This window comes from Kitasatospora sp. NPDC004615, assembly GCF_042873545.1.
In the GTDB taxonomy this organism is placed as follows: domain Bacteria; phylum Actinomycetota; class Actinomycetes; order Streptomycetales; family Streptomycetaceae; genus Kitasatospora.
The window spans coordinates 69,905-95,991 of record NZ_JBIALQ010000006.1 but is presented as its reverse complement, the minus strand read 5'-3'; the positions used below and the strand labels follow the sequence as shown (position 1 = coordinate 95,991).

20 protein-coding genes and 3 tRNA genes are annotated in these 26,087 nt (G+C 71.6%); 1 reads left to right on the top strand and 22 read right to left on the bottom strand.

What is annotated here, in order from left to right; genetic code table 11:
• Positions 1 to 399: 399 nt before the first annotated feature.
• The 11 genes from leuS to ACFYS8_RS21515 all read right to left on the bottom strand — a co-directional run bounded on the left by leuS (position 400) and on the right by ACFYS8_RS21515 (position 10,495).
• On the bottom strand, positions 400 to 3,273 hold the full coding sequence (gene leuS, locus ACFYS8_RS21565) for a leucine--tRNA ligase (RefSeq protein WP_387643116.1): 2,874 nt from the start codon (positions 3,271 to 3,273) through the stop codon (positions 400 to 402).
• Between the two features lie 381 nt (positions 3,274 to 3,654).
• Positions 3,655 to 4,947, bottom strand: a complete 1,293-nt coding sequence (locus ACFYS8_RS21560) for a tetratricopeptide repeat protein (RefSeq protein WP_387643115.1) — start codon at positions 4,945 to 4,947, stop codon at positions 3,655 to 3,657.
• A gap of 92 nt (positions 4,948 to 5,039) precedes the next feature.
• A tRNA-Ala gene (locus tag ACFYS8_RS21555) sits at positions 5,040 to 5,112 on the bottom strand.
• A gap of 179 nt (positions 5,113 to 5,291) precedes the next feature.
• Positions 5,292 to 5,364, bottom strand: a tRNA-Ala gene (locus ACFYS8_RS21550).
• 38 nt (positions 5,365 to 5,402) lie between these two features.
• Positions 5,403 to 5,475 (bottom strand) — tRNA-Ala (locus ACFYS8_RS21545).
• A gap of 147 nt (positions 5,476 to 5,622) precedes the next feature.
• Positions 5,623 to 6,270, bottom strand: coding sequence for a histidine phosphatase family protein (locus ACFYS8_RS21540; protein WP_387643834.1), 648 nt, complete (start codon positions 6,268 to 6,270; stop codon positions 5,623 to 5,625).
• The gene (gene rsfS / locus ACFYS8_RS21535; protein ID WP_387643114.1) at positions 6,267 to 6,704 is read right to left on the bottom strand and encodes a ribosome silencing factor; all 438 of its coding nucleotides are present in this window, start codon (positions 6,702 to 6,704) and stop codon (positions 6,267 to 6,269) included. The genes ACFYS8_RS21540 and rsfS overlap by 4 nt, the downstream gene beginning before the upstream one ends.
• Positions 6,705 to 6,915: 211 nt before the next feature.
• Positions 6,916 to 9,174: a LytR C-terminal domain-containing protein gene (locus ACFYS8_RS21530; protein WP_387643113.1), complete on the bottom strand. Its 2,259-nt coding sequence runs from the start codon at positions 9,172 to 9,174 to the stop codon at positions 6,916 to 6,918.
• Between the two features lie 17 nt (positions 9,175 to 9,191).
• Positions 9,192 to 9,857 carry a nicotinate-nucleotide adenylyltransferase gene (gene nadD / locus ACFYS8_RS21525; protein ID WP_387643112.1) on the bottom strand — a complete coding sequence of 222 codons (666 nt, stop codon included), beginning with the start codon at positions 9,855 to 9,857 and terminating at the stop codon, positions 9,192 to 9,194.
• 102 nt (positions 9,858 to 9,959) lie between these two features.
• Positions 9,960 to 10,109, bottom strand: coding sequence for a hypothetical protein (locus ACFYS8_RS21520; protein ID WP_387643111.1), 150 nt, complete (start codon positions 10,107 to 10,109; stop codon positions 9,960 to 9,962).
• Between the two features lie 185 nt (positions 10,110 to 10,294).
• Positions 10,295 to 10,495: a hypothetical protein gene (locus ACFYS8_RS21515; RefSeq protein WP_387643110.1), complete on the bottom strand. Its 201-nt coding sequence runs from the start codon at positions 10,493 to 10,495 to the stop codon at positions 10,295 to 10,297.
• A gap of 198 nt (positions 10,496 to 10,693) precedes the next feature.
• Here ACFYS8_RS21515 and ACFYS8_RS21510 point away from each other — a divergent pair, with 198 nt between their 5' ends.
• Positions 10,694 to 11,767, top strand: coding sequence for a M48 family metallopeptidase (locus ACFYS8_RS21510; protein ID WP_387643109.1), 1,074 nt, complete (start codon positions 10,694 to 10,696; stop codon positions 11,765 to 11,767).
• Between the two features lie 17 nt (positions 11,768 to 11,784).
• Here ACFYS8_RS21510 and ACFYS8_RS21505 read toward each other — a convergent pair whose 3' ends face one another.
• From ACFYS8_RS21505 to ACFYS8_RS21455, 11 genes are all read right to left on the bottom strand, one after another.
• A complete protein-coding gene (locus ACFYS8_RS21505) occupies positions 11,785 to 12,846 on the bottom strand; it encodes a hypothetical protein (protein WP_387643108.1) in 1,062 nt (353 codons plus the stop codon).
• An 88-nt stretch (positions 12,847 to 12,934) separates the two neighbouring features.
• Positions 12,935 to 13,504: a hypothetical protein gene (locus tag ACFYS8_RS21500; RefSeq protein ID WP_387643107.1), complete on the bottom strand. Its 570-nt coding sequence runs from the start codon at positions 13,502 to 13,504 to the stop codon at positions 12,935 to 12,937.
• A 72-nt stretch (positions 13,505 to 13,576) separates the two neighbouring features.
• On the bottom strand, positions 13,577 to 14,893 hold the full coding sequence (locus ACFYS8_RS21495; RefSeq protein ID WP_387643106.1) for a glutamate-5-semialdehyde dehydrogenase: 1,317 nt from the start codon (positions 14,891 to 14,893) through the stop codon (positions 13,577 to 13,579).
• Positions 14,894 to 14,967: 74 nt separating this feature from the next.
• Positions 14,968 to 15,420 carry a hypothetical protein gene (locus tag ACFYS8_RS21490; RefSeq protein WP_387643105.1) on the bottom strand — a complete coding sequence of 151 codons (453 nt, stop codon included), beginning with the start codon at positions 15,418 to 15,420 and terminating at the stop codon, positions 14,968 to 14,970.
• An 80-nt stretch (positions 15,421 to 15,500) separates the two neighbouring features.
• On the bottom strand, positions 15,501 to 16,637 hold the full coding sequence (gene proB, locus ACFYS8_RS21485; RefSeq protein WP_387643104.1) for a glutamate 5-kinase: 1,137 nt from the start codon (positions 16,635 to 16,637) through the stop codon (positions 15,501 to 15,503).
• A 235-nt stretch (positions 16,638 to 16,872) separates the two neighbouring features.
• Complete coding sequence (obgE, locus tag ACFYS8_RS21480) at positions 16,873 to 18,333, bottom strand: GTPase ObgE (RefSeq protein WP_387643103.1); 1,461 nt, start codon at positions 18,331 to 18,333, stop codon at positions 16,873 to 16,875.
• Between the two features lie 100 nt (positions 18,334 to 18,433).
• Positions 18,434 to 18,691 (bottom strand): 50S ribosomal protein L27, encoded by a 258-nt coding sequence (gene rpmA / locus ACFYS8_RS21475; RefSeq protein ID WP_014135732.1) that lies wholly within the window; start codon positions 18,689 to 18,691, stop codon positions 18,434 to 18,436.
• A 39-nt stretch (positions 18,692 to 18,730) separates the two neighbouring features.
• Positions 18,731 to 19,048 (bottom strand): 50S ribosomal protein L21, encoded by a 318-nt coding sequence (rplU, locus tag ACFYS8_RS21470; protein ID WP_099899174.1) that lies wholly within the window; start codon positions 19,046 to 19,048, stop codon positions 18,731 to 18,733.
• 238 nt (positions 19,049 to 19,286) lie between these two features.
• Positions 19,287 to 22,715 carry a ribonuclease E/G gene (locus ACFYS8_RS21465; RefSeq protein ID WP_387643102.1) on the bottom strand — a complete coding sequence of 1,143 codons (3,429 nt, stop codon included), beginning with the start codon at positions 22,713 to 22,715 and terminating at the stop codon, positions 19,287 to 19,289.
• Between the two features lie 362 nt (positions 22,716 to 23,077).
• Entirely contained in the window at positions 23,078 to 23,851 is a 774-nt protein-coding gene (locus ACFYS8_RS21460) for a TIGR03936 family radical SAM-associated protein (protein ID WP_387643101.1), read from the bottom strand.
• 248 nt (positions 23,852 to 24,099) lie between these two features.
• Positions 24,100 to 26,028 (bottom strand): TIGR03960 family B12-binding radical SAM protein, encoded by a 1,929-nt coding sequence (locus tag ACFYS8_RS21455; RefSeq protein WP_387643100.1) that lies wholly within the window; start codon positions 26,026 to 26,028, stop codon positions 24,100 to 24,102.
• Positions 26,029 to 26,087: the final 59 nt, after the last annotated feature.

Sequence of the window (26,087 nt, the reverse complement as noted above, 5' to 3'; positions counted from 1 at the left end):
GCGGCCCGCCCTGTCCACCGGTCTCCACCGTAGCTCGGCCCGGCAACGGACAGCAGGCCTTCAACCGCCTGAAGACCTGAGATCAGGGACAGCTCAGGGATTTCCCCCAAGCGATCACCCGGAGACCGCCAGTACGCGCTACCCGTCAAACCACTCACGAAGAACGGAGCCACCTTGTTCGAGGCCTTCCACCGCTTCCAGCCCGTCCGAGTAGTCCGACGAACCGGAGGAGCGCAAGGAGCCCGAGGGACCCAACGCATCCCACGGGCCTGGCGCGCCCTCCCCCTCCCCCTTGTCCGGGAACCGGCTCTCCCACCCCCGTGGACGGCGAAGGGCCGGCCACCCCGAATCCGGGGCAACCGGCCCTGCCGATCTGGCGACGCCTCAGCAGAGGTGGCGTCAGCCGGTGACGATGTTCACCAGCTTCGGAGCGCGGGCGATGACCTTGCGCACCTCCGCGCCGCCGATGGCCGCGACCACAGTGGGATCGGCCAGGGCCAGCGCCTCCAGCTCGGCGTCCGAGATGGACGGCGAGACCTCCAGGCGGGCCTTGACCTTGCCCTTGATCTGCACGACACAGGTCACGGTCTCATCGACCACGTAGGCCGGGTCGGCCACCGGGTAGTCGGTGAAGGCCAGCGACTGCTCATGACCCAGTCGACGCCACAGCTCCTCGGCGATGTGCGGCGCCAGCGGTGCGATCAGCAGAACGATCTGCTCGGCGACCGGACGCGGGGTGGAACCGCGCTTCACCAGGAAGTTGTTCAGCTCGATGGCCTTGGCCACGGCGGTGTTGAACCGCAGACCGGCCATGTCACCGCGGATGCCGTCGATCGTCTTGTGCAGCGCACGCAGCGTCGCCTCGTCCGGCTCCTCGTCCGTCACCACCAGTTCGCCGGTGACCTCCGAGACGATGTTGCGCCACAGCCGCTGCAGGAAGCGGTACGAGCCGATCACGGCGCGGGTGTCCCACGGGCGGGAGACGTCCAGCGGGCCCATCGCCATCTCGTACAGGCGCAGGGTGTCCGCACCGTACTCGTCGGAGATCTCGTCGGGGGCGACCGCGTTCTTCAGCGACTTGCCCATCTTGCCCGCCTCGCGGCGGACCTGCTCGCCCTGCCAGTAGTACTGGCCGTCGCGCTCCTCGACCTCCGCCGCGGGAACCGGGAAGCCACGGGCGTCGCGGTACACGTCGGCGGTGATCATGCCCTGGTTGAACAGCTTGTGGAAGGGCTCGACCGAGGAGACGTGTCCCAGGTCGTGCAGCACCTTGTGCCAGAAGCGGGCGTACAGCAGGTGCAGCACAGCATGCTCGGCACCGCCGACGTACAGGTCGACGCCGCCGGCCGGCTTGTCGGCGGTCGGGCCCATCCAGTAGGCCTCGTTCGCGGGGTCGACGACCGAGCTGGAGTTGACCGGGTCGACGTAGCGCAGCTCGTACCAGCAGGAACCCGCCCAGTTGGGCATGGTGTTGGTCTCGCGGCGGTAGGTCTTCACGCCGTCGCCCAGGTCCAGCTCGACGTTGACCCAGGCCTCGTTGCGGGACAGCGGGGTCTTCGGCGAGGACGCGGCGTCGTCGGGGTCGTAGGTGTGCGGCGAGTAGTCGTCCACCTCGGGGACCTCGACCGGCAGCATCGACTCGGGCAGCGCGTGCATCGCGCCGCTCTCGTCGTAGACGATCGGGAACGGCTCGCCCCAGTACCGCTGGCGGCTGAACAGCCAGTCGCGCAGACGGAAGTTGACGGTGCCTTCGCCGATGCCCTGCTCGGCCAGCCAGGCGGTCACCCGGGCCTTGGCATCGACCACGGGCAGGCCGTTCAGCGACACGCCGTCACGCTCGGAGTTGATCAACACCGAGTCGTAGGTGTCGAAGGCGTCGTCCCAGGTGTGCGGGTCCTCGCCGCGCCCGTCGGTGGGCTGGACGACACAGCGCATCGGCAGGTTGAACGCCTGCGCGAACGCGAAGTCGCGGCTGTCGTGCGCGGGGACGGCCATGATCGCGCCGGTGCCGTAGCCCATCAGCACGTAGTCGGCGATGAACACCGGGATCTGCTCGCCGCTGACCGGGTTGGCCGCGAACGCGCCGGTGAACACACCGGTCTTCACCTTGGCGTCGGCCTGGCGCTCCACGTCGGACTTGGCGGCGGCGGCCGCGCGGTACGCGGCGACGGCCTCGGCCGGCGTCGCGGCACCGCCGGTCCACTCCTCGCGGGTACCGGTCGGCCACTCGGCCGGAACGATGGTGTCGACCAGGGCGTGCTCGGGGGCCAGCACCATGTAGGTGGCACCGAACAGCGTGTCAGGGCGGGTGGTGAAAACGGTGACGGTGTCACCGCCGACGCCGAAGTCCACCCGCGCGCCCTCGGAGCGGCCGATCCAGTTGCGCTGCTGCTGCTTGATCGCCTCGGGCCAGTCCAGCAGGTCCAGGTCGCTGATCAGGCGGTCCGCGTAGGCGGTGATCCGCATCATCCACTGGCGCAGGTTGGACTTGAACACCGGGAAGTTGCCGCGCTCGGAGCGGCCGTCCGCGGTGACCTCCTCATTGGCCAGCACGGTGCCCAGACCGGGGCACCAGTTGACCGGCACCTCCTTGGAGTAGGCCAGCCGGTACTCGCCCAGCACCTCGTCGCGCTCGACACCGGTCAGCTCAGCCCAGGCGCGGCCGCCCGGCACCTCGCGCTCGCCGGACTCGAACTGGGCGACCAGCTCGGAGATCGGCCGGGCCTTGTCGGCGTCCTGGTCGTACCAGGCGTTGAAGATCTGCAGGAAGATCCACTGGGTCCAGCGGTAGTACTCGGGGTCGATCGTGGAGATCGAGCGGCGCGAGTCGTGGCCCAGGCCCAGTCGGCGCAGCTGCCGGCGCATGTTCGCGATGTTGTCCTCGGTGGACACTCGCGGGTGCACGCCGTGCTGCACCGCGTACTGCTCGGCAGGCAGGCCGAAGGCGTCGTAGCCCAGCGTGTGCAGGACGTTGTGCCCGTTCATCCGCTGGAAGCGGGCGTACACGTCGGTGGCGATGTAGCCCAGCGGGTGGCCGACGTGCAGGCCGGCGCCCGACGGGTACGGGAACATGTCCATGATGAAGCTGTGGGGCTTCGCGGCGACGGCCGACCCGTCGGCCAGCGGGCCGGTCGGGTTGGGGGCGTTGAACGTCCCCTCCTTCTCCCACAGGTCCTGCCAGCGGGACTCGATCTCGGCGGCCAGCGCGGCGCCGTAGCGGAAAGGCTCGGTGGCGGCTTCGGCCGCGCCGGAAGCGGGGGTCGTCTCGCTCATGGTCCTTCAGGCTCCATCGTCATCAGTCAGCGAACAGGCCGTAGAAAGCAGAAAACCCCTCCACAGGAGGGGACGCCACGCCGACTCCGGCACCCAAGCCGGTCCTGGTCAGCGCGGCTGGCTAAGAAGCAGGCGCACAGTTCGCATGGGCTCAGGGTACCGCACCCCTTCAACACCCTTTCGCGTCACCGCGTCAATCCCCCAACCACGCCCGCAATCTCGTCTCGGCGCACTCCCCCGCCCACTCCCGAAGCCACCTTCCCGCCTACCCCGATGCCCCAGCCCATGCCCGCGCCCACTCCCCCGCCCGCACCAGCAGTCCGTCCGCCCACGCCGCCAGTCCGTCCACCTGCTCCGGCAGCCTGGCCGTCCAGGCCCTCGCTACGCCTCCGCCCGCATCGCGGTGTCGAAGTCGCGCAGGGCCCGCGCCACACGGGCGGACTGCATGCCGGCGGCGAGCTGGCGGGCCCGGTCGGCAATGCGCTCGGCGTCCTTGCGTTCGCCGGTGCGGCGGTAGGAGTCGGCAAGGCGCACCATCAACAGCGCCTTGACCCGGGCGCGTTCCGCGGTGAGCGTCTCGATCGCGCCCTGCAGCAGGCCGCGGGCCTGCTCGTGCTCGCCGAGCAGCAGGTAGCCCTCGCCGATCATGCCTTCCAGGTCGGCGCGTTCCTGGTCGTGCCCGTCCAGGCCCTCCAGCACCCGGATCGCCCGCTCGGCGACCGCCTCGGCGCTGATCTGCTCGCCCTTGCGGCCGTGCGCGCGGGCGATCCGGCCGAGTTGCAGCGCCCGCTCACAAGGTGTCAGCACGTCGTCGGCGGCCCGCAGCGCGGTGGACAGCATCGCCACCGGGTCCAGACCCCGCCCGCCGGAGTTGTAGGTGGCCTGGACGGCGAGGCAGCCGACCACGCCGACACCGAGCCGGGAGTCACCGGAGACATGGGCGGCCCGCAGGGCCGCGACGAAGGCTCGCTGCGCTGCGGCGTCGTTTCCCATGTCGTAGTTCGCCCATCCGACCAGCCGAGCCAGCCTGCTGGCGGCCCCGTACAGCTCCCGGCCGAGCGGCTCGTCGTAGTTGCCGAGCTCCAGCAGCTTCCCCACCATCGCGAGTTCGGCCTTCGCGAGATCAAGGATCAGTCCGCCGCCGTAGGTGCGCTCCAGGCGCTGCTTGGAGTCGTAGGAGAGCCGCAGGTCGGCCAGTTGCTCGGGAGCGATCCGCAGGGCGCCCTCGCCGCCGGTGACGGGCGGTGGCGGGGAGGCCCAGTGCCGGGCCGCCTGCTCCAGCTCGTCGCCACGGAACAGGTCGGTGAGCCGCACCGGTGCGCCATCCGCGCCGGCCTCGCGGAGCGCGGTCTGCGCGGTGTCAGCCGTCCACGGGTCGGTCAGCAGCCGGGGCGAGAGCATCTTGGCGCCCCGGTTGGAGCCCATCTGCCCCCACAGCTGCTCGTACGTGACGGCGATGCCGACACTGCGGCCGAGGACCTCGCAGACGGTCTGGTCGTGCGGCGAGCGCGGCACCATGCCCCGGTCGCGCCACTTGTAGGGCGCGGTCGAGCTGATTGCCATGCTGGGCGGCAGCACCGCGTTCACCTCGCGGGCCAGCCGCTCCGGGCTCCATCCCAGCTGGTGGAGTATCCGGGCGAGCTCGTCGTTCCGTTTTCGCGCCAGATCGGCCATGGCACGACGGTAGCCGCCCTGCGCTCCGTGCGGCAGAGGAGGCGGCGGAACGACCGAAGGCCGCCCCTCGCGGGACGGCCTTCGGTCTACTGTGGAGCTACGGAGAATCGAACTCCGGACCTATTGCATGCCATGCAATCGCTCTACCAACTGAGCTATAGCCCCATGCTGTTACTACTTCTACCGCTGTCACCTGCGGTTTTCCTTGCGGTTTCCCTTGGCGACATCGACAACTGTACACGGTCGACGGTCCAGGCCCTAATCCGTTCCGGGCACACTGCGGCCGGCCCCGGGAACACCGAAGGCCGCCACCCTTTTCGGGTAGCGGCCTCGCGGAACTGCTGTGGAGCTACGGAGAATCGAACTCCGGACCTATTGCATGCCATGCAATCGCTCTACCAACTGAGCTATAGCCCCGCAACACTGACGACCACTCACGGACCATCGGTGCGGAGTGGAGCTAAGGAGAATCGAACTCCTGACCTATTGCATGCCATGCAATCGCTCTACCAACTGAGCTATAGCCCCGCAGTTCCGCGACTCTCGCCTCCGGTTTCCCGTCTGCGTTCCTCGTCGCTGCGAACGAGGAAGACTCTAGCTGGTCAGAGCCGGAACTGTGAAATCCGGGCCGGGAAACCCTCAGGTCCCGCCGCCGACACCGCCTCAGGTCGTGCCTCAGGTCTCGTCGCCGATGACCGGCTGAGGGAGCGTCCCCGCGTTGTGCTCCTGCAGCCGCCAGCCGCGCGCGTCCTGCCCGAGCATCGACCAGCAGCAGTTCGAGAGACCGCCGAAGCGCTCCCACAACTGCGGCTCCATGCCCAGCAGTCGGCCGATCATGGTGCGGATGGTGCCACCGTGGCTGACCACCACCAGGGTGCCGCCCTCGGGCAGCTTGTCAACGGCGTCCAGCACCACCGGGATGGCCCGGTCGGCCACCTCGGTGGAGAGTTCACCGCCGCCGCGCCGGACCGGCTCTCCACGGGCCCAGGCCTCGAACTGCTCCGGATACCGCTGCCGGATCTCGGAGTTGGTGAGCCCCTGCCACTCCCCCGCGAAGGTCTCGCGGAGACCCTCGTGGTGGTGTACCTCCAGACCGGTGAGCGAGGCCAGCTCGGCGGCGGTGCGCCGGGCCCGCGTCAGGTCGGAGGAGATCAGCAGGTCGGGGCGGAGCGCGGCGAGCAGGCGGGCGGCCCGCTGCGCCTGGAACAGCCCCTGCTCAGTGAGATCGACGTCAGTAGTGCCCTGGAACCGCGACTCGAGATTCCAGGACGTCTGGCCGTGCCGCCACAGGACGATGCGCGGCCACGTCGCGGAGCGGCTCAGAGGTCGCCCCCGGAGACGGCGTTACCGGCGGCGTCGGTAACGGCGTTCTCGGGCCGGTTGCGGGTCGCCAGCGCGTCCTCGGGGAGCGGCAGCTCGGGGCAGTCCTTCCACAGGCGGTCGAGCGAGTAGAAGGAGCGCTCCTCGGAGTGCTGGACGTGCACCACGATGTCCAGGTAGTCGAGCAGGATCCAGCGGCCCTCGCGCTCGCCTTCGCGGCGCACCGGCTTGGTGTCGAGCTTCTCGCGCAGCTGGTCCTCGATCTCCTCGGCGATCGCGCGGACCTGGCGGTCGTTGGCGGCGGAGGCGATCAGGAAGGCGTCGGTGATCGACAGCACCTCGCTGACGTCGAAGGCGATGATGTCGTGCGCCAGCTTGTCGGCCGCCGCCTGCGCGGCGACGGTGATCAGTTCCTGGCTTCGGTCGGTGACGGTCACGATGCTCTTCCGGATCGGCTGTGGGGATACCTTCCCAGGATCTCACGAACGCGCCGGGGCCCCGGAGTGATTTCCACCCCGGGGCCCCGACCGCACAACCGGGCCGCCTGAACCAGCCCTCACACCCAGGCCGCACAGCCGGCCCTCACACCCGCGCCGCGCAGCCAAGCGGTCCAGCCAGGCCGTCCAGTCAGGCCGCGCAGCCGGCGGGCTACTGCCCAGGCGTCTGCGGCGGCTGGTAGTCCTTGCCGAGCATCAGCACCAGGTCCGCGTTCTGCGAGTCGGTGACCTTCTTCACCACCGAGTCCGACAGCCCCAGGCTGATGGCCAGGGTGCGCGCCGCATCCTTCTTGGCGTCGTCGGTGTACCGGATCTCGGACGTCGCCTGCGCGGAGGCCTGTGCGGTGGACGGCAGCGGCTCCATGCCCGAGTTGCTGACGATCACCTTTGCGGCCAGCGCCGCCTTGTCGTTGCCGGAGGCGTTGATCACAGTGACGCGGGTGGCGCCACCGGTGCCCTTGGTCGAGCCGAGGGCACCGCCGAGGATGTCCTTCACCTGCTTGCCGGCGGTGGCGTCGTCCAGGGTGCCGTCCGGCTTGACGGTGAGCTGGGTGGTGGCCAGGTGTCCGGCCTTCGCCTGCTTGGAGAGGTTGACCAGGACGCCGGCGAGCGCCTTCTCCGGCAGCGACGGGTCGGGGACGAACATCATCCGGTGCACGTCATCGGTTGCGTCCGCCAAGGCGACCGGCATCGCGTTGATCACCCCCGCCATCACCTGCCCGAAGCGGGCGAGTTGAGCATCCCGGCCCTCGCCGGGCGCTTGCAGGGTGGCGTAGTAGACGGCGGCGGGGCCGGTCAGCAGGACGTCCTTGCCGGCGGCGGCGAGCACCTTGCCGTCGGGCTTGTTCTCCTCACGCACCTCGGCGTTGGTGTCCACCTTGATGCCGCCGAGCTGAGTGACGAGCACCTGCAGGTAGGGGGTGTCCAGCCGCCAGGTGCCGGACACCTTGGCGCCCAGCACGGTGTTCAGGCCGTCGCGGGTGGCGGAGAGACCGACGGCGTCCATCGCCTGGCCGACGGTGGTGGTGGTGGTCTCGCCGTTGCTGGGGAGCTGAAGGGCGTCGGGGAGCAGCAGCACGGTCGCCTTCCGCCCGTCCTGGTCGTCGACCAGCAGCGCGGTGGTGACCTTGCCCCCCTTTTCGCGGAGGTGCACCACGTTGACGTACCGTCCGCCGGCCGCATTGGTCGAGTCGTTCGCGCCGGAGAACGCGCCGGACCACCACAGGTAACCCGCCGCTCCGGCCGCCAGTACCGCCAGTACCACCAGCAGCGCGATCAGCCGGTTGCGCAGCCGCCGCCGCCGCTCGGCCCGGACTTCGCTGCGGGACTCGGCGAACTTCAGCCAGTCGATGGCGTCCTCGGAGTCCTCCGTCTGCTCGTCGACGAAGTTGAACTCGCCCGTGGTGTAGGAGTCGTCGACTGCGCTCTTGGCCCGGGCGGCCGCAGCAGCTGCCCGTCCGCCGACCAGTTCGGACGGCTCGGACAGTGCCTCGGCCTCCGGCGCCGCAGCCGACGCCGCGGCCCGCACCCGGGGCGACATCCCCGCGACGGTCGGACTCACCGGCGAGCCCCCACGCCCGGCCACCCCGGCCTGCGGCGGCACCCGCCCGGCGGTCCCCTGCCCAGCGATCCCCTGCCCCGCGGCCCCCGGCCTCTCGGTCACCCGGCCGTCGAGCACCTGCCCACCCGGTGCCTGCGCACCCAGCGTCTGCCCCGGCACCTGCGGCTGCTGCTGGTAGAACCCCTGCGCGGGCTGCTGCTGTCCGTAATAGGGGTCCTGGGCCTGCTGCCCGTAGGCGTCGCCCGCCGTCCCTCCAGCCGACGGCTGCCCGGCCCCCTGCTGACCACCGAACTGCTGTCCGTACCCGTGCTGTTCGAACCCCTGGGCCACCTGGCCGCGCTGCGCGTACCCAGCCTGCTGCCCGTGCCCGGACTGGTCGCCGCCGTACGGGTCCTGTACGTACGCCCCGTGCTGCCCGCCCTGCTGTGCGCCCTGCGGGTCGTACCCGCCGTACGGATCTGCCTGCCCGTACGGCTGTTGCTGCGCGTACCCCTGCTGCCCGTGGTCCCCCTGCTGCCCGTATCCCTGCTGCCGCTCGTACCCAGACTGCTCGTACCCGGACTGCCCGTACCCGGACTGCCCCTGGCCCGGCTGCCCGTACCCGCCCTGGCCGCCGTACCCGGACTGCCCGTGGCCGGACGACCCGTACCCGGTCGACTCGTACCCGGGCTGCTGCTCGAACGCCTGCTGCTCGTAAGGCTGTTGTTCGTACGCCTGCTGCTCATACGGCGGCTGCTCGTACGGCGGCTGCTGCTGGTATCCCTGCGGGGGGTGGTATCCGGGCTGCTGCTGGTGGGGCGGTTGGGGCTGGCGGCCGTACCACTGTTCGTCGTCGGACGTTCCGGTCATGCGGTCCCTCCCGGGGATCAAGGCCGGGCCGACGCGTACAGCGCCCGCTTGTGGATGTAACGGACCACGCCGTCCGGCACCAGGTACCAGATGGGTTCGCCCTTGGCGACTCGCATCCGGCAGTCGGTGGAGGAGATGGCGAGGGCGGGCACCTCGACCAGCGAGACGCCGCCGACCGGCAGGCCGGTGTCGGAGAGAGTATGGCCCGGCCTGGTGCAGCCGATGAAGTGCGCGAGGTCGAAGAGTTCCTCGGAGGAGCGCCAGGAGATGATCTGGGCGAGGGCGTCCGCGCCGGTGATGAAGAAGAGTTCGGCGTCGGGGTGCAGGGCCTGCAGCTCGCGGAGGGTGTCGACGGTGTAGGTGGGGCCGTTGCGGTCGATGTCGATCCGGCTGACCGAGAACTGCGGGTTCTCGGCGGTGGCGATCACCGTCATCAGGTAGCGGTCCTCGGCCGGCGAGACCTGCCGGTCGGACTTCTGCCAGGGTTGCCCGGTCGGGACGAAGATCACTTCGTCCAGGTGGAAGGCGCTGGCCACCTCACTGGCGGCCACCAGGTGTCCGTGGTGGATGGGGTCGAAGGTGCCGCCCATCACTCCCAGCCGGCGTCGCGCGCGCGGCGCACTGGCCGGCGCTGGGGTGCCCTGCGCGGCGTCCGTCCCAGAGGTGTCGACCTGCTTTCTCATGGCGCCACACCTTACGCGACCCGGGTGTCCCGGGGATTCCGCCCGTTGCGGGCCCGGGGCACTCCGTGTCCACCCGCCGCGCCGGGCGGCGGCGCGACCGGGTCAGCGGTCGCGGTTGAAGCGGGTGGTGACGAACAGCAGCAGCAGCAGGATGGCCAGCGCCGCGCCACCCGTCAGGAAGGGGTTGAGGCTGTCGTGGTTTCCGCCCTCCTCGGCGAGGACGGCGAGGGCGGGCAGGGCAGCAGAGGTCATGATCGGCGGGACCTTCTCGGCTCGGTGAGGACCAGGCGGTCACGGACCGTGCGGCCCGCGGGGCTCATCGTACGGGGGCCTGACACGCAACCGCGCGGCGGCCCACCGCGTCTGACCACCAGTGAGTCGTCCCTGGCCACCGCCGGGTCGTGGGGCTCATGACCTGGGGCTCACCGGGTCGGGGTTCAGCCCCGCTCGGCCGCCTCGGCGCGGGCCCGCTCGCGCTCGGCGTCGCGCTTGGCGCCGTCGCGGCCGGCCCGGGCGATCGCCCAGATCAGCAGGCCGACTCCGACGAAGGAGGCGATCAGGATGATCCTCAGGAACAGGCCGGGGCCGTTCTCGCTGGAGATCGGTCCGGCGAGCTGGACCAGGTCGGCAGGGGACATCACGGGGCTCCTTTTCGGTACGGCACAGCCAGGGTAGACCCGTTTATCGCCGTTCCCGCCCCCACACCCCGCCCGGACGGTGCGGGCGGACGGCGTACCGTGGCGCCCGGGGACGAGTGCGGACACAGCGACGTTAAGAGGAAGCAGCGGGGGCCGGCCACGGGAGCCGGTGCCGGCGTCGATCCAGGAGGGTACTCAATGACCGACATGACCAAGGGCAACGCGCCGAGCCGCCGCCGCCAGCGGTTCCCGGAGATCTCCACCCGTGCCTGGGAGCACCCGGCGGACCGTTCGGGGCTGGTGGCGCTGCGCAAGCTGAGCGGTTTCGACGACATCCTGAAGAAGCTGGCCGGCCTGGTGTCGGAGCGCAGCGTCCGCCTGCTGTTCCTGGCCACGGCGGTCAAGACCTCGGAGCGTCAGTTCCCGGAGCTGTACGACATGGTGCGGGACGCCGCGTACGTGCTGGACCTGGAGAAGGTCCCGGACCTGTATGTGACCCAGGACCCGAAGGTCAACGCGTACTGCATCGGCATGGACACCCCGGTGATCGTGGTGACCACCGGCCTGATCGAGCTGATGGACGAGGAAGAGCTGCGCGCGGTGATCGGCCACGAGGTCGGTCACGCGATGTCGGGGCACGCGGTGTACCAGACGATGCTGCTGATCCTCACCAACCTGGCGGCCCGGATCGGCTGGCTGCCGCTGGGCAACCTGGCGATCACCGCGGTGATCACCGCGCTCAAGGAGTGGTTCCGCAAGGCCGAGCTCTCCAGCGACCGGGCCGGTCTGCTGGCCGGGCAGGACCTGCAGGCGTCGATGCGCGGCCTGATGAAGCTGGCCGGCGGCGCGCACATGGCCGAGATGAACGTGGACGCGTTCCTGGAGCAGGCCGCGGAGTACGACAAGGCTGGCGACCTGCGCGACAGCGTGCTGAAGCTGCTGCAGGTGCTGCCGCAGACCCACCCGTTCGCGGTGGTTCGGGTGGCGCAGCTGAAGAAGTGGGCGGAGAGCGAGGAGTACCGCTCGATCATGGCCGGCGCGTACCCGCGCCGCGGTGACGACCCGGACACCTCGATCGGCGCGCAGTGGAAGGCCGCCGCGGACTCGTACTCGCAGTCGGTGAAGGAGAGCAAGGACCCGCTGATGGGCCTGCTGCGCGACCTCACCAACGGCGTCGGCACGGTCGGCGGCAAGCTCCGCGACACCTTCACCGGCGCCGGCCGCACCAACGGCAACGGCAGCAGCGCGGGCACCGGCGAGAAGCAGGACTGACCGGTCCGACAAGCGGCTCAGCGGGTGATCGGCCCGAGCACCCCGCAGGTCTGCCAGGCCGGCCGGCTGTGGTCGGCCGGGTTCACGGCGGGCGGGGTGCTCGGGTGGACGCCCGCCGCGGTAGCCAGCATCGGCTGCAGGTAGTCGCTCTGCACGGTGCCGCAGCCGGTGGGCCCGGCCTGGACGATGGAATCGACCACCCGGACGCGTCCGGCGTCCAGGTCGGCCCGGTCGATGTCGATCCGCACCTCCCGGCGCACCGAGTACAGGGTGACCGAGGGGTCGCTGGTGGTGCCGGCCGGACGCAGCGCGTAGACCAGGGTGTGGTCGGCGGTGATCTCCAGCGTGCCGGGGTTGAGTTCGCCGACCTGGACGCCGCCGTTGACCTTCACGGTGTCGGTGGCCAGGGCGACCTGCCCGGGGTCGAAGCGCACCATCCAGCCGGTGGCGGCGTGGTGCTGGTCGTCGCGCGGCGTGTTGACGCTGTCGTCGTACTGGGCGAGTTCGCCGGTCGTGAGCAGCTCGCGGACCTGGCCGGTCTCGTTGGCGGTCAGGGTGGCGGGGGTCAGCTCGGAGACCACCAGGTAGTGCTGGACGGAGTCCAGGGCGCGCTGCACGTCCGTCCCGCCGAAGTGCGCGGTGGACGAGGCGGGCGGCATGTTGAAGCCGCCCTGGCCGTCCGCGTAGCCGGTCGGCAGCGCGGCGAACGGGTGGGCGGGGTCGGGGACGGCACCGACCGTGGCGGATGGGCTGAGCGGGGTGACGACGGACGTCAGCTGGGCGCCGCTGGGCGGCACGGCCTGGCCGTGCGGGGAGCTGACACCGAAGTAGACGGCTGCGGCGAACGCCATCGCCACCAGCAGCAGCAGAATCACCGCCTGCCGCGGCAACGACCCGAACCAGCCCCAGCCGCGCGTCCGGGTGGCCCGGCCGAACGCGCCGGCCAGCCGTTCCTGCGCGGACAGTTCCTGGATCCGGGCAGCCTTCACGAACGATTCGTCGAAGACGACGGACCGGAACTCGTCATCGTTGGAGCCACCTTCGGGCGTGCCCTCGGGAGGCTCGCGCCGGTCACCCATGAGACCAGGGTAGGCTCGCCCGCCGCGCGCGACGAGAGGGGCGCGGGTAACGAGACCGCCACGACCGGTGATCGGCGGAGCGGCCCGCTCAGCCCGCCGGAACGGCCGCCGTCACGGGCGGCTGCACCGAGGGCGTCGTGCTGGGGCTGCTGGTCCCGCTGGACGGCCTGGCCGGCGACTCGGGGGCGTTGCCGACGCCCCGGTACACGGCGGCGACGGCCAGCGCGACCACACCGATGCCCATCACCAGGGCCAGCACCCAGGCCACCGGCCGGTGCCAGCGCTGCTGGGCGACCGACCCGCCGCGCAGCGGGTCGAACGCGCGCAGGCGCGAGCGGCGGGTGCGCCGGTGCTGCCGGTCGCCGCCCGACCACGGGTCGGGGTAGAAGCGGTCCTCGTCCAGCCCGCCGGGCAGCGGGCGCAGCTCGAGCGGCAGCACCTCGCTCCCGGAAGTGAACTCGTAGCTCCGGGCCGCACCGGCCTGATCCGGCTCGAACCTGGTCTCGGCGGCGGCGAGTTGCCGCTCCCGGGCGCTCGGCTCGTGCACGGCGGCGGAGCGGACGAAGCTCTCGTCGAAGACCACGGTGGCGAACTCGTCGTCCGCATCACCATGGTCGGCGCCGTCGGAGTACGGCGAGCCCCCCACATCCTCAGCCACGGATTCAATGTATTACCGGCCGGGGCGTTTGTCTGTGGGTCGGGCCGATCGGGTATGTGACGCCCGCGGCATTCAGCTGCCGAGGCCGCCGACGGTCTGCCGGGCCTCGCCGCGCACGTGGCCGTCGCCGGTGACGATGTACTTGGTGCTGGTCAGCTCCGGCAGGCCCATCGGGCCGCGGGCGTGCAGCTTCTGGGTGGAGATGCCGATCTCCGCGCCGAAGCCGAACTCGGCGCCGTCGGTGAACCGGGTCGAGGCGTTGACGGCCACCGTGGTGGAGTCGACGAGCTGGGTGAAGCGGCGGGCGGCGGCCTGCGAGGTGGTGACGATCGCCTCGGTGTGGCCGGACGACCAGCGGCGGATGTGCTCCACGGCGGCCTCCAGCGAGGACACCACGGCGGCCGCCAGGTCCAGCGACAGGTACTCGGTCCCCCAGTCCTCCTCGGTCGCCGGGACGGCCGTCACACCGGTGTCCTCGGCGGCCTTCAGCACCGCGTCGTCGCCGTGCACGGTGACGCCCGCCTCGGCGAGGGCGGTCAGCGCGAGCGGCAGGAAGGCGTCCGCGACGTCCTGGTGCACCAGCAGGGTCTCGGCGGCGTTGCAGACGCTGACCCGCTGGGCCTTGGAGTTCAGCAGCACGCCGACGGCCATCGCCAGGTCGGTCTGCGCGTCCACGTACACGTGGCAGTTGCCGGTGCCGGTCTCGATCACGGGGACGGTGGAGCCCTCCACCACGGTGCGGATCAGCGAGGCGCCGCCGCGCGGGATCAGCACGTCGACCAGGCCGCGGGCGCGCATCAGCTCCTGCACCGACTGGCGGCTCTCGCCCGGCACCAGCTGGATCACGTCGGCCGGCAGGCCCGCCCCGGCGACCGCCTCGCGCAGCACCTGCACCAGCGCCGTGTTGGAGCGGTACGCGGAGCCGGAGCCGCGCAGCAGCACCGCGTTGCCGGACTTCAGGCAGAGCGCGGCGGCGTCCACCGTGACGTTCGGCCGGGCCTCGTAGATGATGCCGACCACGCCCAGCGGCACCCGCACCTGGCGCACGTCCAGCCCGTTCGGCAGGGTGTAGCCGCGCACCACCTCGCCCACCGGGTCGGGCAGGCCGACCACGCTGCGCACGTCGGCGGCGATCGCGGCGATCCGGTCCCGGTTCAGCGTCAGCCGGTCGATCACCGACTCGGCGGTGCCCGCCGCGCGGGCCCGGTCGACGTCCTCGGCGTTGGCGGCGGTGATCTCACCGGCCCGGGCGACCAGCGCGTCCGCGATCGCCAGCAGCGCGGCGTCCTTCACCGAACGCGGCACTGGCGCCAGGGCGGCGGCCGCCTCCCGGGCACGGCGCGCGGCGGCGAGGACGGGGCTGTCGGAGGTGGCGGTGAGGTCGCTCATGGCACCAAGCCTAGCGAGACACCCACCCCGCCCCGGCGGACATTTCGCCCGCTGAGACGCGGCGCCCCCGTCCGTCAGTACGGGTGCACCCCGCCCAGCTGCGGCAGCGGTCCACCGAAGCCCTCCGCGACCCGCTTGTGGTACGTCGGGCGGTCCACCACCTCCAGGCCGACGATCTCCCAGGCCGGGAGCTTCGCGCTGGCCTTGTGCTCGCCCCACAGCCGAAGCGCGATCGCCGCCGCGTCGTGCAGGTCCCGCGCCTCTTCCCAGTACCGGACCTCGGCGTGGTCGGCGGCGTAACGGGCCGTCAGGAAGAAGGAATGGTCGTGCGCCAGCTTCTCCAGCGCCGCCCGCAGCTCCGGCAGCGGCGTCGCCGCCCCGGCCACACTCAGCACCACGTGCCACAGCCGGCCCGGCTCCGGCTCCCGCACGCCCTCCTGCTCCTCGACGCCCCGGCCGCCCTCGATGCTGGTGAGCCGCCGCTCGGACCTCTGCCCCGGCAGCGCTTCCTCCCGCCTGCGAACCACCGGCGGCCTCCCATTCAGCGTGTCGCGCGGGCCCCCCGGCCCGCTGCTCCCACCCCCCGTACCGGGCCCGCCGCCCGCGCTCAGCCGCGCAGCACGACCAGGTCGTCGCGGTGGACGACCTCGCGTTCGTACGCGGCACCGAGCTCCTGGGCCAGTTCTCGCGTGGACCGGCCGAGCAGACGGGGCAACTCCCTCGCATCAAAGTTGACCAGTCCGCGGGCGACGATGTGACCGTTTTCGCCAAGAAGGTCGACCGGATCACCCGCGGTGAACTCCCCGTCCACCCCGGTCACTCCGGCCGGGAGCAACGACTTCCCGCCGTGCACCACCGCCGCCACCGCCCCGTCGTCCAGGGTCAGCGTGCCGCGAGGCGTGGACGCGTGCTCCAGCCACAGCAGCCGGTCCGCGGAGCGGCTGCCGGTACGCAGGAACAGCGTGCCGGTGGGCCGGCCGGCCAGCGCGTCGGCCGCGTGGCTCGCCGCCGTCAGCACCACCGGGATGCCCGCACCGGTGGCGATCCGGGCCGCCTCCACCTTCGTCACCATGCCGCCGGTGCCGACGCCCGCCTTGCCGGCGCTGCCGACCTCCACCCCGGCCAGGTCCGCCGGGCCGCGCACCACGTCGAGCCGGCTGCTGCCGGGCTTCGACGGGTCGCCGTCGTACAGGCCGTCCACGTCGGACAGCAGCACCAGCAGATCTGCCCGCACCAGGTGCGCCACCAGCGCCGCCAGCCGGTCGTTGTCGCCGAACTTGATCTCGGCGGTGGCCACCGTGTCGTTCTCGTTGACGATCGGCATCGCGCCCATCGTCAGCAACTGCTCCAGCGTCCGGAACGCGTTGCGGTAGTGCGCCCGCCGGCTGGCGTCCTCCGCGGTCAGCAGCACCTGCCCGACCCGCACCCCGTACCGCGCGAACGACGCCGTGTAACGGGCCACCAGCAGGCCCTGCCCCACACTGGCCGCCGCCTGCTGCCGGGCCAGGTCCTTCGGCCGCTTCTCCAGCCCGAGCGGCGCCAGACCGGCGGCGATCGCACCCGACGAGACCAGCACGATCTCCGGCGCGTCCTTGCCCGTCCGCGACTTCGCCAACGCGTCCACCAGGGCATCCACCCGGTCCGCGTCCAGCCCGCCGGCAGCGGTGGTCAGCGACGACGATCCGACCTTCACCACGATCCGCCGCGCCGAGACGACCTCCTCGCGGAGCAACTGATCCACCATCAGTCCGACCCTTCCGACACGACGTCCTGTACGCCCGCAATGTAGCCATTCGGCAGACACGGTACGAAATCGGCGCAAGGCGTGAGACGGAAACCGCACCACCAGGGGCGCGTGGGGGTACCTCCCGGCCCGCTAGGGCTGGGGGAGAACCGCGCGCGGCGGAAGGCACCAAGCAGCAAGGTCGCGACCCCGGCAATCACTTGCCGTTGATCGCGACCTCGCTGACAGCCGCTCTTTACTGCTCCAGCTGCTCCCGGCCGGAGCTGAGCGCCTCGAAGTCGAGGTACTCCTGCTCCGCCGAGTCCCGCCCGCGCGCCTTTTCGCGGCGGCGGTCGACCGCCGGCCGCTGGGTCTCGAAGCGGTGGTCCTCGCCGCGGCGGCCGAGCATCTCCGCGCCGGCGGCCATGGTGGGCTCCCAGTCGAAGACCACGGCGTTCTCGTCGGGGCCGATGATGACGGTGTCGCCCTCCTTGGCGCCGACCTTCCAGAGCTGCTGCTCGACGCCGAGGCGGGCGAGCCGGTCGGCGAGGTAGCCGACGGCCTCGTCGTTGGCGAAGTCGGTCTGGCGGACCCAGCGTTCGGGCTTGACGCCGCGGATGCGGAACGCGCCGTCCTCTTCCTCGATGGTGAAGCCGGCGTCGTCCACGGCGGTCGGGCGGATGACGATCCGGGTGTTCTCCTGGACCGGCTTGGCGGCGCGCGCGGCGGAGACGATCTCGGCCAGCGCGTAGGAGAGTTCGCGCAGGCCCTTGTGGGCGAGCGCGGAGACCTCGAAGACCCGGTAGCCGCGCTCCTCGAGCGAGGCGCGGGTGAGGTCGGCGATGTCCTGGCCGTCCGGGACGTCGATCTTGTTGAGGGCGACCAGCCGCGGCCGGTCCTCGAGGCCGCCGTACTGGGCGAGTTCGTCCTCGATGGTCTCGAGGTCGGTGAGCGGGTCGCGGCCCGGCTCCAGGGTGGCGCAGTCGAGGACGTGGACGAGCACCTCGCAGCGCTCGACGTGCCGCAGGAACTCCAGGCCGAGGCCCTTGCCCTGGCTGGCGCCGGGGATCAGGCCGGGCACGTCGGCGATCGTGTAGACGGTCTCGCCGGCGGTCACCACACCGAGGTTGGGGACGAGGGTGGTGAACGGGTAGTCGGCGATCTTCGGCTTGGCCGCGGAGAGCACCGAGATCAGCGAGGACTTGCCGGCGCTCGGGTAGCCGACCAGCGCGACGTCGGCGACGGACTTGAGCTCCATCACGATGTCGCGGGCCTCGCCGGGCTCGCCGAGCAGCGCGAAGCCGGGGGCCTTGCGGCGGGCGGAGGCCAGCGCGGCGTTGCCGAGGCCGCCGCGGCCGCCCTGGGCGGCGACGAAGGTGGTGCCGTGACCGACCAGGTCGGCCAGCACGTTGCCCTGGCGGTCGAGGACGACGGTGCCGTCCGGGACGGGCAGGACCAGGCCCTGGCCCTCGGCGCCGGTGCGGTGGCCGCCCGCGCCGGGCTTGCCGTTGGTGGCCTTGCGCTTGGGCGAGTGGTGGTACTCGAGCAGGGTGGTGACCTGCGAGTCCACCACCAGGGTCACCGAGCCGCCCTCGCCGCCGTTGCCCCCGTCGGGGCCGCCGAGCGGCTTGAACTTCTCGCGGTGCACGGAGGCGCAGCCGTGGCCTCCGTTACCCGCGGCGACGTGCAGTTCGACGCGGTCCACGAAGGTGGTCATGAGTGCCTCCTGTGCGAAAGAAAAAGGTGTTCCTGAGGTAAAGCGCAAAGGGTGGGCCCGGATAGTCCCGGCCCACCCTTCACAGCGAGTCTGTGCAGACTCAGGCCTCGACGGCCACGATGTTGACGACCTTGCGGCCGCGACGGTTGCCGAACTGGACGGCACCGGCGGTCAGCGCGAACAGGGTGTCGTCGCCGCCACGGCCGACGTTGGCGCCCGGGTGGAAGTGGGTGCCACGCTGGCGGACGATGATCTCGCCGGCGGAGACGACCTGACCGCCGAAGCGCTTCACGCCGAGGCGCTGGGCGTTCGAGTCACGACCGTTGCGAGTGGAACTCGCACCCTTCTTGTGTGCCATCTGGCTATCCCCTTTCTAGGAAGACCGCAGTAAGTGTGATTACTTGCTGACCGAGTCGATGCTGGTGATGCGCACCGCGGTGTGCTTCTGGCGGTGGCCCTGACGACGGCGGTAGCCGGTCTTGTTCTTGTAGCGCAGGATGACGATCTTGTCGCCCTTGGTCTGGTCGACGACCTCGGCGTGCGCCTTCACGCCACCGAGCACCCACGGGTCGGAGGTGACGGACTCACCATCGACGACGAGGATGGTCGAGAGCTCGACCGAGTCACCCGGCTTGGCGTCAATACGGTCGATCTCCAGCACGTCGCCCACGGCGACCTTGTGCTGGCGGCCGCCTGCGCGAACGATCGCGTACATGCGGTACCTACTTTCCTAACTCGGTCGGAACTCCCGATGCCAGCGGCCTGGGTATGGACACAGGCTGCCTCCCCCGGAAAAGAGCCGGAACCGGCTCTCGCCCGGGAGGTGAAGTGCTCAGGAGCATGGCGTCAACACGCCGAGGGTCAAGAATACGGACCGGTCCAGCCGAAGACAAACCGGGCCGTGCGCGAGGCCGGGACCGCCACCGAAGTGGTGGCGGTCCCGGCCCCGGGGCTCACTCTGCGGCGCCGTCACCTTCGGCGGCCGCGGCCTTCTTGGCCGCCGCGCTGGTCCGCTTGGTGGCGGTCTTGCGGGCGGTGGTCTTCTTGGCGGCCGTGGCGGTGGTCTTCTTCGCCGCGGTCTTCTTGGCCGTGGTGGTCTTCTTCGCCGCGGTCGTCTTGGCGGCCGTCTTGCGGGCGGCCCGCTTCTTCGGCGCCGGCTCCTCGGTCTCGACCGCCACGGCGACCTCGGCCTCGGGCTCCACCGCGGCGACGGCCTCGGCCGTCACCTCGGCAGCGGTCTCGGTGACCGGCTCCTCGACGGCGGACTTCTCCGCGGCGCTCAGCGCGGCCTCCATCGCGGCCTCGGCGCGGGCCTGCAGCACCACGATCTCGGCCTCGCCGGACGCCCCGGCCGGAGCGGTGGCCTTGCGCACCGCGCGGCGGCGGGTACGGCCCGCCGGCGGAGCGGTCGGCGGGATCTCCACCAGGCTCGCCTTCTCCTCGACGGCCGGCTCCTCGACGACCGGCTCCTCGGCCACGACGGTCTCCACGACCTCGGCCTCGACCGGTGCCTCGATCGGCTCCAGCTCCTCGACGGCCTCGACCGCCGCGGCGGCCTCCACCGGCTCGACGCTCTCGACCGTCTCGATGGTCTCCGCCCCGGCCCCGCCGCGGCCCCGGCGACGGCGCTTGCCGCCGCCCTCGCCCGCGCCGGTGGTGGCGGTGGCCGTCGCGGCCGCGCCGCCGCCGTGGCTGTGCGGCTGGTCCATGTGCACGATCACGCCGCGGCCGTTGCAGTGCACGCAGGGCTCGGAGAAGGACTCCAGCAGGCCCTGGCCGACCCGCTTGCGGGTCATCTGGACCAGGCCGAGCGAGGTGACCTCGGCCACCTGGTGCTTGGTGCGGTCGCGGCCCAGGCACTCCAGCAGGCGGCGCAGCACCAGGTCGCGGTTGGACTCCAGCACCATGTCGATGAAGTCGATCACGATGATGCCGCCGAGGTCGCGCAGCCGCAGCTGGCGGACGATCTCCTCGGCCGCCTCGATGTTGTTGCGGGTGACGGTCTCCTCGAGGTTGCCGCCCTGGCCGACGAACTTGCCGGTGTTGACGTCGACGACGACCATCGCCTCGGTCCGGTCGATCACCAGCGAGCCGCCGGAGGGCAGCCAGACCTTGCGGTCCAGCGCCTTCATCAGCTGCTCGTCGATCCGGTACGTGGCGAACACGTCGACGTCCGAGGTCCACTTCTGCAGGCGCTCGGTGAGGTCGGGGGCCACGTTGGAGACGTAGTCGTGGATGGTGCTCCAGGCGTCCGCACCGCTGACGATGACCTTGGTGAAGTCCTCGTTGAAGATGTCGCGGACCACGCGCACCGTCATGTCGGGCTCGCCGTAGAGCAGCGCCGGGGCGTTGCCGGAGGCGGCCTTCTTCTGGATCTCCTCCCACTGCGTCTGCAGGCGCTGGACGTCGCGGGTCAGCTCCTCCTCGGAGGCGCCCTCGGCGGCGGTGCGGACGATCACGCCCGCGTCGTCCGGGACGATCTTCTTGAGGATCTGCTTGAGGCGGGCCCGCTCGTTCTCCGGCAGCTTGCGGGAGATACCGGTCATCGAGCCCTCGGGCACGTACACCAGGTAGCGGCCGGGCAGCGAGATCTGGCTGGTCAGACGGGCGCCCTTGTGGCCGATCGGGTCCTTGGAGACCTGGACCAGCACGGACTGGCCGGACTTCAGCACCGACTCGATCCGGCGCGGGCCGCTGTGGCCGCCCAGCGCACCGAAGTTGACCTCGCCGGCGTACAGCACGGCGTTGCGGCCCTTGCCGATGTCGACGAACGCGGCCTCCATCGACGGCAGCACGTTCTGCACCTTGCCCAGGTACACGTTGCCGACGTAGCTGGTGGCCTGCTCCTTGTTGACGTAGTGCTCGACCAGCACGCCGTCCTCGAGCACGCCGATCTGGGTGCGGGTGCCGGTCTGACGCACCACCATGACCCGCTCGACGGACTCGCGGCGGGCCAGGAACTCGGCCTCGGTGATGATCGGCACCCGGCGGCGGCCCAGCTCGCGGCCCTCGCGGCGGCGCTGCTTCTTGGCCTCCAGGCGGGTGGAGCCCTTGATGGACTGCACCTCGTCCGGGTCGAACGCGGGCTCGGTGGAGCGGCGGCGCGGCTCGCGGACCTTCACCACGGTGCGCACGCCGTCCTCGGTGGTCTCCCCCGCGTCGGCACCGCCCTCACCGCTGCGGCGGCGACGGCGACGGCGGCGGCGCGAGGAGGACAGGCCGGCGGCCAGGTCGTCCTCGTCCTCGTCCTCGTCGTGGCCTTCCTGGGCCTCGGGCTCCTCGTGGGTGTCCTCGACCTCGGTCTCGACGGTCTCGGTCGGCTCGCCCGCATCCTCGGCGTCACCGCGACGGCGACGACGGCCGCCCCGACGGCGGCGGCGGGACGGACGGTCGTCCTCCCACTCCGACTCCTGCTCCGGCCCGGCGGCGGGCGCCTCGACCTCGGCCGGGGCCTCGACCTTCACCGGCTGGGCGGCCTTCACCGGCTCCGCGGCCTTGGCGGGCTGGGCGGCCTTCGCGGGCTGCGCCGCCTTGGCGGCCCTGGCACCCTTCGCGGACTGCTGGACGCGCACCTGGGTGCGCACCCGGCGGCGACGGCCGACGCCGCTGTACTCGAACTCGTCGTCGGTCTCGGCCTCGTCCTGCGGCGCGGCGGCCGGGGCCTGCTCGGCCTTGGCGGCGGGCGCGGCCTTGGCGGCAGGCGCGGCAGCGGGGGCGGACGCGGGCTCCTGGAAGACCGGCGCCTGGAAGATCGCGGTGGAGGGGCGGACGGCACGGCGGCGGGCGCGCGGCGGCTCGGCCGAGGTCTCGACGACCGGCTCGGCGACGGGCTCCTCGGCGACCGGCTCGGCCGCGGGCTCCTCCTCGACCTCGACGACCGGCTCCTCGGCGACCACGGGGCTCTGGGCCGGCGCGGAGACGCGCTTGCGCGCCCGGCGGGCGCGGACCGGCTTCTCCTCGACGGCCGGCTCGGCCACCGGCTCCTCGGCGGCGGGCTCCTCGGCCGCCACGGGGCTCTGGGCCGGCGCGGAGACGCGCTTGCGCGCCCGGCGGGCGCGAACGGGCTTCTCCTCCGCGGCCGGCTCGGCGGCGGCGGGCTCCTCGGCGACCGGCTCGGCGGCGGGGGTGGTCTCCGGCGTGGTGGCCGGGGCCTCGGCACGCTTGCGGGTACGCCGGGCCCGGGCGGGCTTCTCGGCGGCCGGCGGCTCCTCGGCGCTCGCCGGGGCGGCCGCGACGACGGTCTCGGCGCTCTCGCCGGCGGCGCCCTGCGGGGAGCCGGCCGGGCGGGAGACCGCCCGGCGACGGCGACGCGGCGGGGCGGCGGAGGCGCCGTCGTCGGTGTGGTCGGCCGCAGCGGACTGCGGTTCGGTGTTTTCGAGCATGCGGGTGTGTCTCCCGTCAGGCCCCCGGGCTCCGCATCCGGGCACGACGTGCCACCGCATTCACCAGCCGGCCGCACCTTTCGGGCGGTTCCGGCTCCCACGGTGCCGTCGTTCGGACGCGAGGCCGCACAGGGGCTCGTAGTCTCGCTCGACCCCCGCAGGGCGCGGGGAGTCGAAAAGTCTTCTGGTCTGACCAGTCTTCTCAGTTTTCAAGGGCCGGGCCGGGGACGGCCGGGCCTTCGCGCAACGACGCTCGCTCCCCTGGGGAGCCGCGGAGGCCGGGGAGCCGCAGGCCCGGAGATGAGCTCCGTGCCTGCGCTCCCGCCCACTCGGCGGACGGCGGATGCGCGCGGCGGGGCGGCCTACCGGCCGACCTCGGCCGCGGCGCGGTCGAGCGCCAGCGGGTCGGTCACCGTGCCGGTCTGCTCGTCGAGCGGCCCCTGCGCCAGCCTGGTCACCTCTGCGGGGACCGGCGGCGCGAGGTCGGCCGTCGAACGGAGGCCGGACAATACGTCGTCGGGTCGTACGGCGGGTGTGGCGTGTCGTACTACCAGGCGCAGTATCGCACAGGGAGCACCCGTACGAACATCGCCCGCACCCTCGGTGAGTGTGTCGTCACCGATCCCGACCTGCGCGGAGCCCTCCGGGAGCAGCTCGATGGCGGCGACGGCGGCGCGCGCATCGAAAGTGCGCAGGCCGTTCTTGGTCATCCGCTGCACCTCGACCGCCTCGGCGGCCAGGAAAGCGGCGGCGGCGCGCTCGGCCTCGGTGGGCTCCACGCCGGGCAGGCGCAGCAGCCACTCGGAAGCCTCGAGCCGCTCGACGAAGTTGCTGGTGCGCACCTCGACGGCGTCGATGATGTCCAGACCGGACGGCATCGACTCGTCGAGCTGCCGGCGCAGCGCCTCCGGGTCGCGGGGCGCGGCAAGGCCGATCTCCAGGTACTCGGCCTCGCTGGCGGTACCGGTGGGGGCGGCATTCGCGTAGGAAACCTTGGGGTGCGGGGTGAAGCCCGCGGAGTAGGCCATCGGGACGGCCGAGCGGCGGAGCGCGCGCTCGAACGCCCGCTGGAAGTCCCGGTGGCTGGTGAAGCGCAGACGGCCGCGCTTGGTGTAGCGCAGACGGATGCGCTGCACCGTCGGCGCGGGCGGCGGACCGTCGGGCGTGCGGCGTGCCAGGGAGCTCAGTCCTTCTGTCAGTGTGTCCCCGTCCGGCCTCGCACCGCTTGCGGCTCCGGCCGGACTCTGTCGTTCCAAGGGTACGCGGTACCTCGACCCGCCGACGCCCGGCGTACCTCTCGGACCGCTGCCCCACGTACCGGGCAGCTACGCCGAAGCCCCCGCCGCAGCATGTGCGACGGGGGCGAACTTCCGCTCCGGCAGGGTCAGTTGTTGACGACAGTCAGGGGCAGGAGCTTCTTGCCGGTGGGGCCGACCTGGATGTGGGTGTCCATCTGGGGGCAGACGCCGCAGTCGAAGCACGGGGTCCAGCGGCAGTCCTCGACCTCGACCTCTTCGAGGGCGTCCTGCCAGTCCTCCCAGAGCCAGTCCTTGTCGAGGCCGCTGTCGAGGTGGTCCCAGGGGAGGACTTCCTCGTAGGTGCGCTCGCGGGTGGTGTACCAGTCGACGTCGACGCCGGTGCCGGCCAGGCCCTTTTCGGCGGAGGCCATCCAGCGGTCGTACGAGAAGTGCTCACGCCAGCCGTCGAAGCGGCCGCCGTCCTCGTAGACGGCGCGGATGACGGCGCCGATGCGGCGGTCACCGCGGGAGAGCAGGCCTTCGACGATGCCGGGCTTGCCGTCGTGGTAGCGGAAGCCGATGTTCTTGCCGAACTTGCGGTCGCCGCGGATGGAGTCGCGGAGCTTGGTGAGCCGCTCGTCGGTGGCTTCGGCGGACAGCTGCGGGGCCCACTGGAAGGGGGTGTGCGGCTTGGGGACGAAGCCGCCGATGGAGACGGTGCAGCGGATGTCGTTGGTGCCGGTGACCTCGCGGCCCTTGGCGATGACGTTCTTCGCCATCGCGCCGATCTGGAGGACGTCCTCGTCGGTCTCGGTGGGCAGGCCGCACATGAAGTACAGCTTCACCTGGCGCCAGCCGTTGCCGTACGCGGTGGCCACCGTGTTGATGAGGTCCTCCTCGGACACCATCTTGTTGATGACCTTGCGGATCCGCTCGGAGCCGCCTTCGGGGGCGAAGGTGAGGCCGGAGCGGCGGCCGTTGCGGGAGAGCTCGTTGGCGAGGTCGATGTTGAAGGCGTCGACCCGGGTGGACGGCAGCGAGAGGCCGACCTTGTCCTCGGCGTACCGGTCGGCGAGGCCCTTGGTGACGTCGGCGATCTCGGAGTGGTCGGCGGAGGAGAGCGAGAGCAGGCCGACCTCTTCGAAGCCGGTGGCCTTCAGGCCGCGCTCGACCATCTCGCCGATGCCGGTGATGCTTCGCTCCCGCACGGGGCGCGTGATCATGCCGGCCTGGCAGAAACGACAGCCGCGGGTGCAGCCGCGGAAGATCTCCACGGACATCCGCTCGTGCACGGTCTCGGCGAGCGGGACGAGCGGCTGCTTGGGGTAGGGCCACTCGTCGAGGTCCATGACGGTGTGCTTGGAGACCCGCCACGGCACGCCGGGGCGGTTGGGGACGACGCGGCCGATCCGGCCGTCCGGCAGGTACTCGACGTCGTAGAACCGCGGGATGTACACGCCGCCGGTCTTGGCGAGGCGCAGCAGCAGCTCGTCGCGGCCGCCGGGGCGGCCCTCGGCCTTCCAGGCGCGGACGATGTCGGTGATGTCGAGGACGGCCTGCTCGCCGTCGCCGATGACGGCGGCGTCGATGAAGTCGGCGATCGGCTCGGGGTTGAACGCGGCGTGGCCGCCGGCCAGCACGACCGGGTCGTCCATGGTGCGGTCCGCGGCGTTCAGCGGGATGCCCGCCAGGTCGAGCGCGGTCAGCATGTTGGTGTAGCCGAGCTCGGTGGAGAACGACAGACCGAAGACGTCGAAGGCCTTGATCGGGCGGTGCGCGTCCACCGTGAACTGGGGGACGCCGTGCTCGCGCATCAGGGCTTCGAGGTCGGGCCAGACGCTGTAGCTGCGCTCGGCGAGGACGCCCTCGCGCTCGTTCAGCACCTCGTAGAGGATCATGGTGCCCTGGTTGGGCAGGCCGACCTCGTAGGCGTCGGGGTACATCAGTGCCCAGCGGACATCGCAGGCGTCCCAGTCCTTGACGGTCGAGTTGAGCTCGCCACCGACGTACTGGATCGGCTTCTGGACGTGCGGGAGGAGGGCCTCCAGGCGTGGGAAGACCGATTCGACAGTCATGCGCAAGGACCTTTACGGCAGAAAAAGCAGTGACCCTTCAGGGTAGCCGAGCCCCGAGG

Coding starts and splice junctions, on each gene's coding strand:
- leuS (WP_387643116.1), bottom strand. CDS start 3,273: ATGAGCGAGACGACCCCCGCTTCCGGCGCGGCCGAAGCCGCCACCGAG.
- ACFYS8_RS21560 (WP_387643115.1), bottom strand. CDS start 4,947: ATGGCCGATCTGGCGCGAAAACGGAACGACGAGCTCGCCCGGATACTC.
- ACFYS8_RS21530 (WP_387643113.1), bottom strand. CDS start 9,174: ATGACCGGAACGTCCGACGACGAACAGTGGTACGGCCGCCAGCCCCAA.
- nadD (WP_387643112.1), bottom strand. CDS start 9,857: ATGAGAAAGCAGGTCGACACCTCTGGGACGGACGCCGCGCAGGGCACC.
- ACFYS8_RS21520 (WP_387643111.1), bottom strand. CDS start 10,109: ATGACCTCTGCTGCCCTGCCCGCCCTCGCCGTCCTCGCCGAGGAGGGC.
- ACFYS8_RS21515 (WP_387643110.1), bottom strand. CDS start 10,495: ATGTCCCCTGCCGACCTGGTCCAGCTCGCCGGACCGATCTCCAGCGAG.
- ACFYS8_RS21510 (WP_387643109.1), top strand. CDS start 10,694: ATGACCGACATGACCAAGGGCAACGCGCCGAGCCGCCGCCGCCAGCGG.
- ACFYS8_RS21505 (WP_387643108.1), bottom strand. CDS start 12,846: ATGGGTGACCGGCGCGAGCCTCCCGAGGGCACGCCCGAAGGTGGCTCC.
- ACFYS8_RS21495 (WP_387643106.1), bottom strand. CDS start 14,893: ATGAGCGACCTCACCGCCACCTCCGACAGCCCCGTCCTCGCCGCCGCG.
- proB (WP_387643104.1), bottom strand. CDS start 16,637: ATGGTGGATCAGTTGCTCCGCGAGGAGGTCGTCTCGGCGCGGCGGATC.
- obgE (WP_387643103.1), bottom strand. CDS start 18,333: ATGACCACCTTCGTGGACCGCGTCGAACTGCACGTCGCCGCGGGTAAC.
- rpmA (WP_014135732.1), bottom strand. CDS start 18,691: ATGGCACACAAGAAGGGTGCGAGTTCCACTCGCAACGGTCGTGACTCG.
- rplU (WP_099899174.1), bottom strand. CDS start 19,048: ATGTACGCGATCGTTCGCGCAGGCGGCCGCCAGCACAAGGTCGCCGTG.
- ACFYS8_RS21465 (WP_387643102.1), bottom strand. CDS start 22,715: ATGCTCGAAAACACCGAACCGCAGTCCGCTGCGGCCGACCACACCGAC.
- ACFYS8_RS21455 (WP_387643100.1), bottom strand. CDS start 26,028: ATGACTGTCGAATCGGTCTTCCCACGCCTGGAGGCCCTCCTCCCGCAC.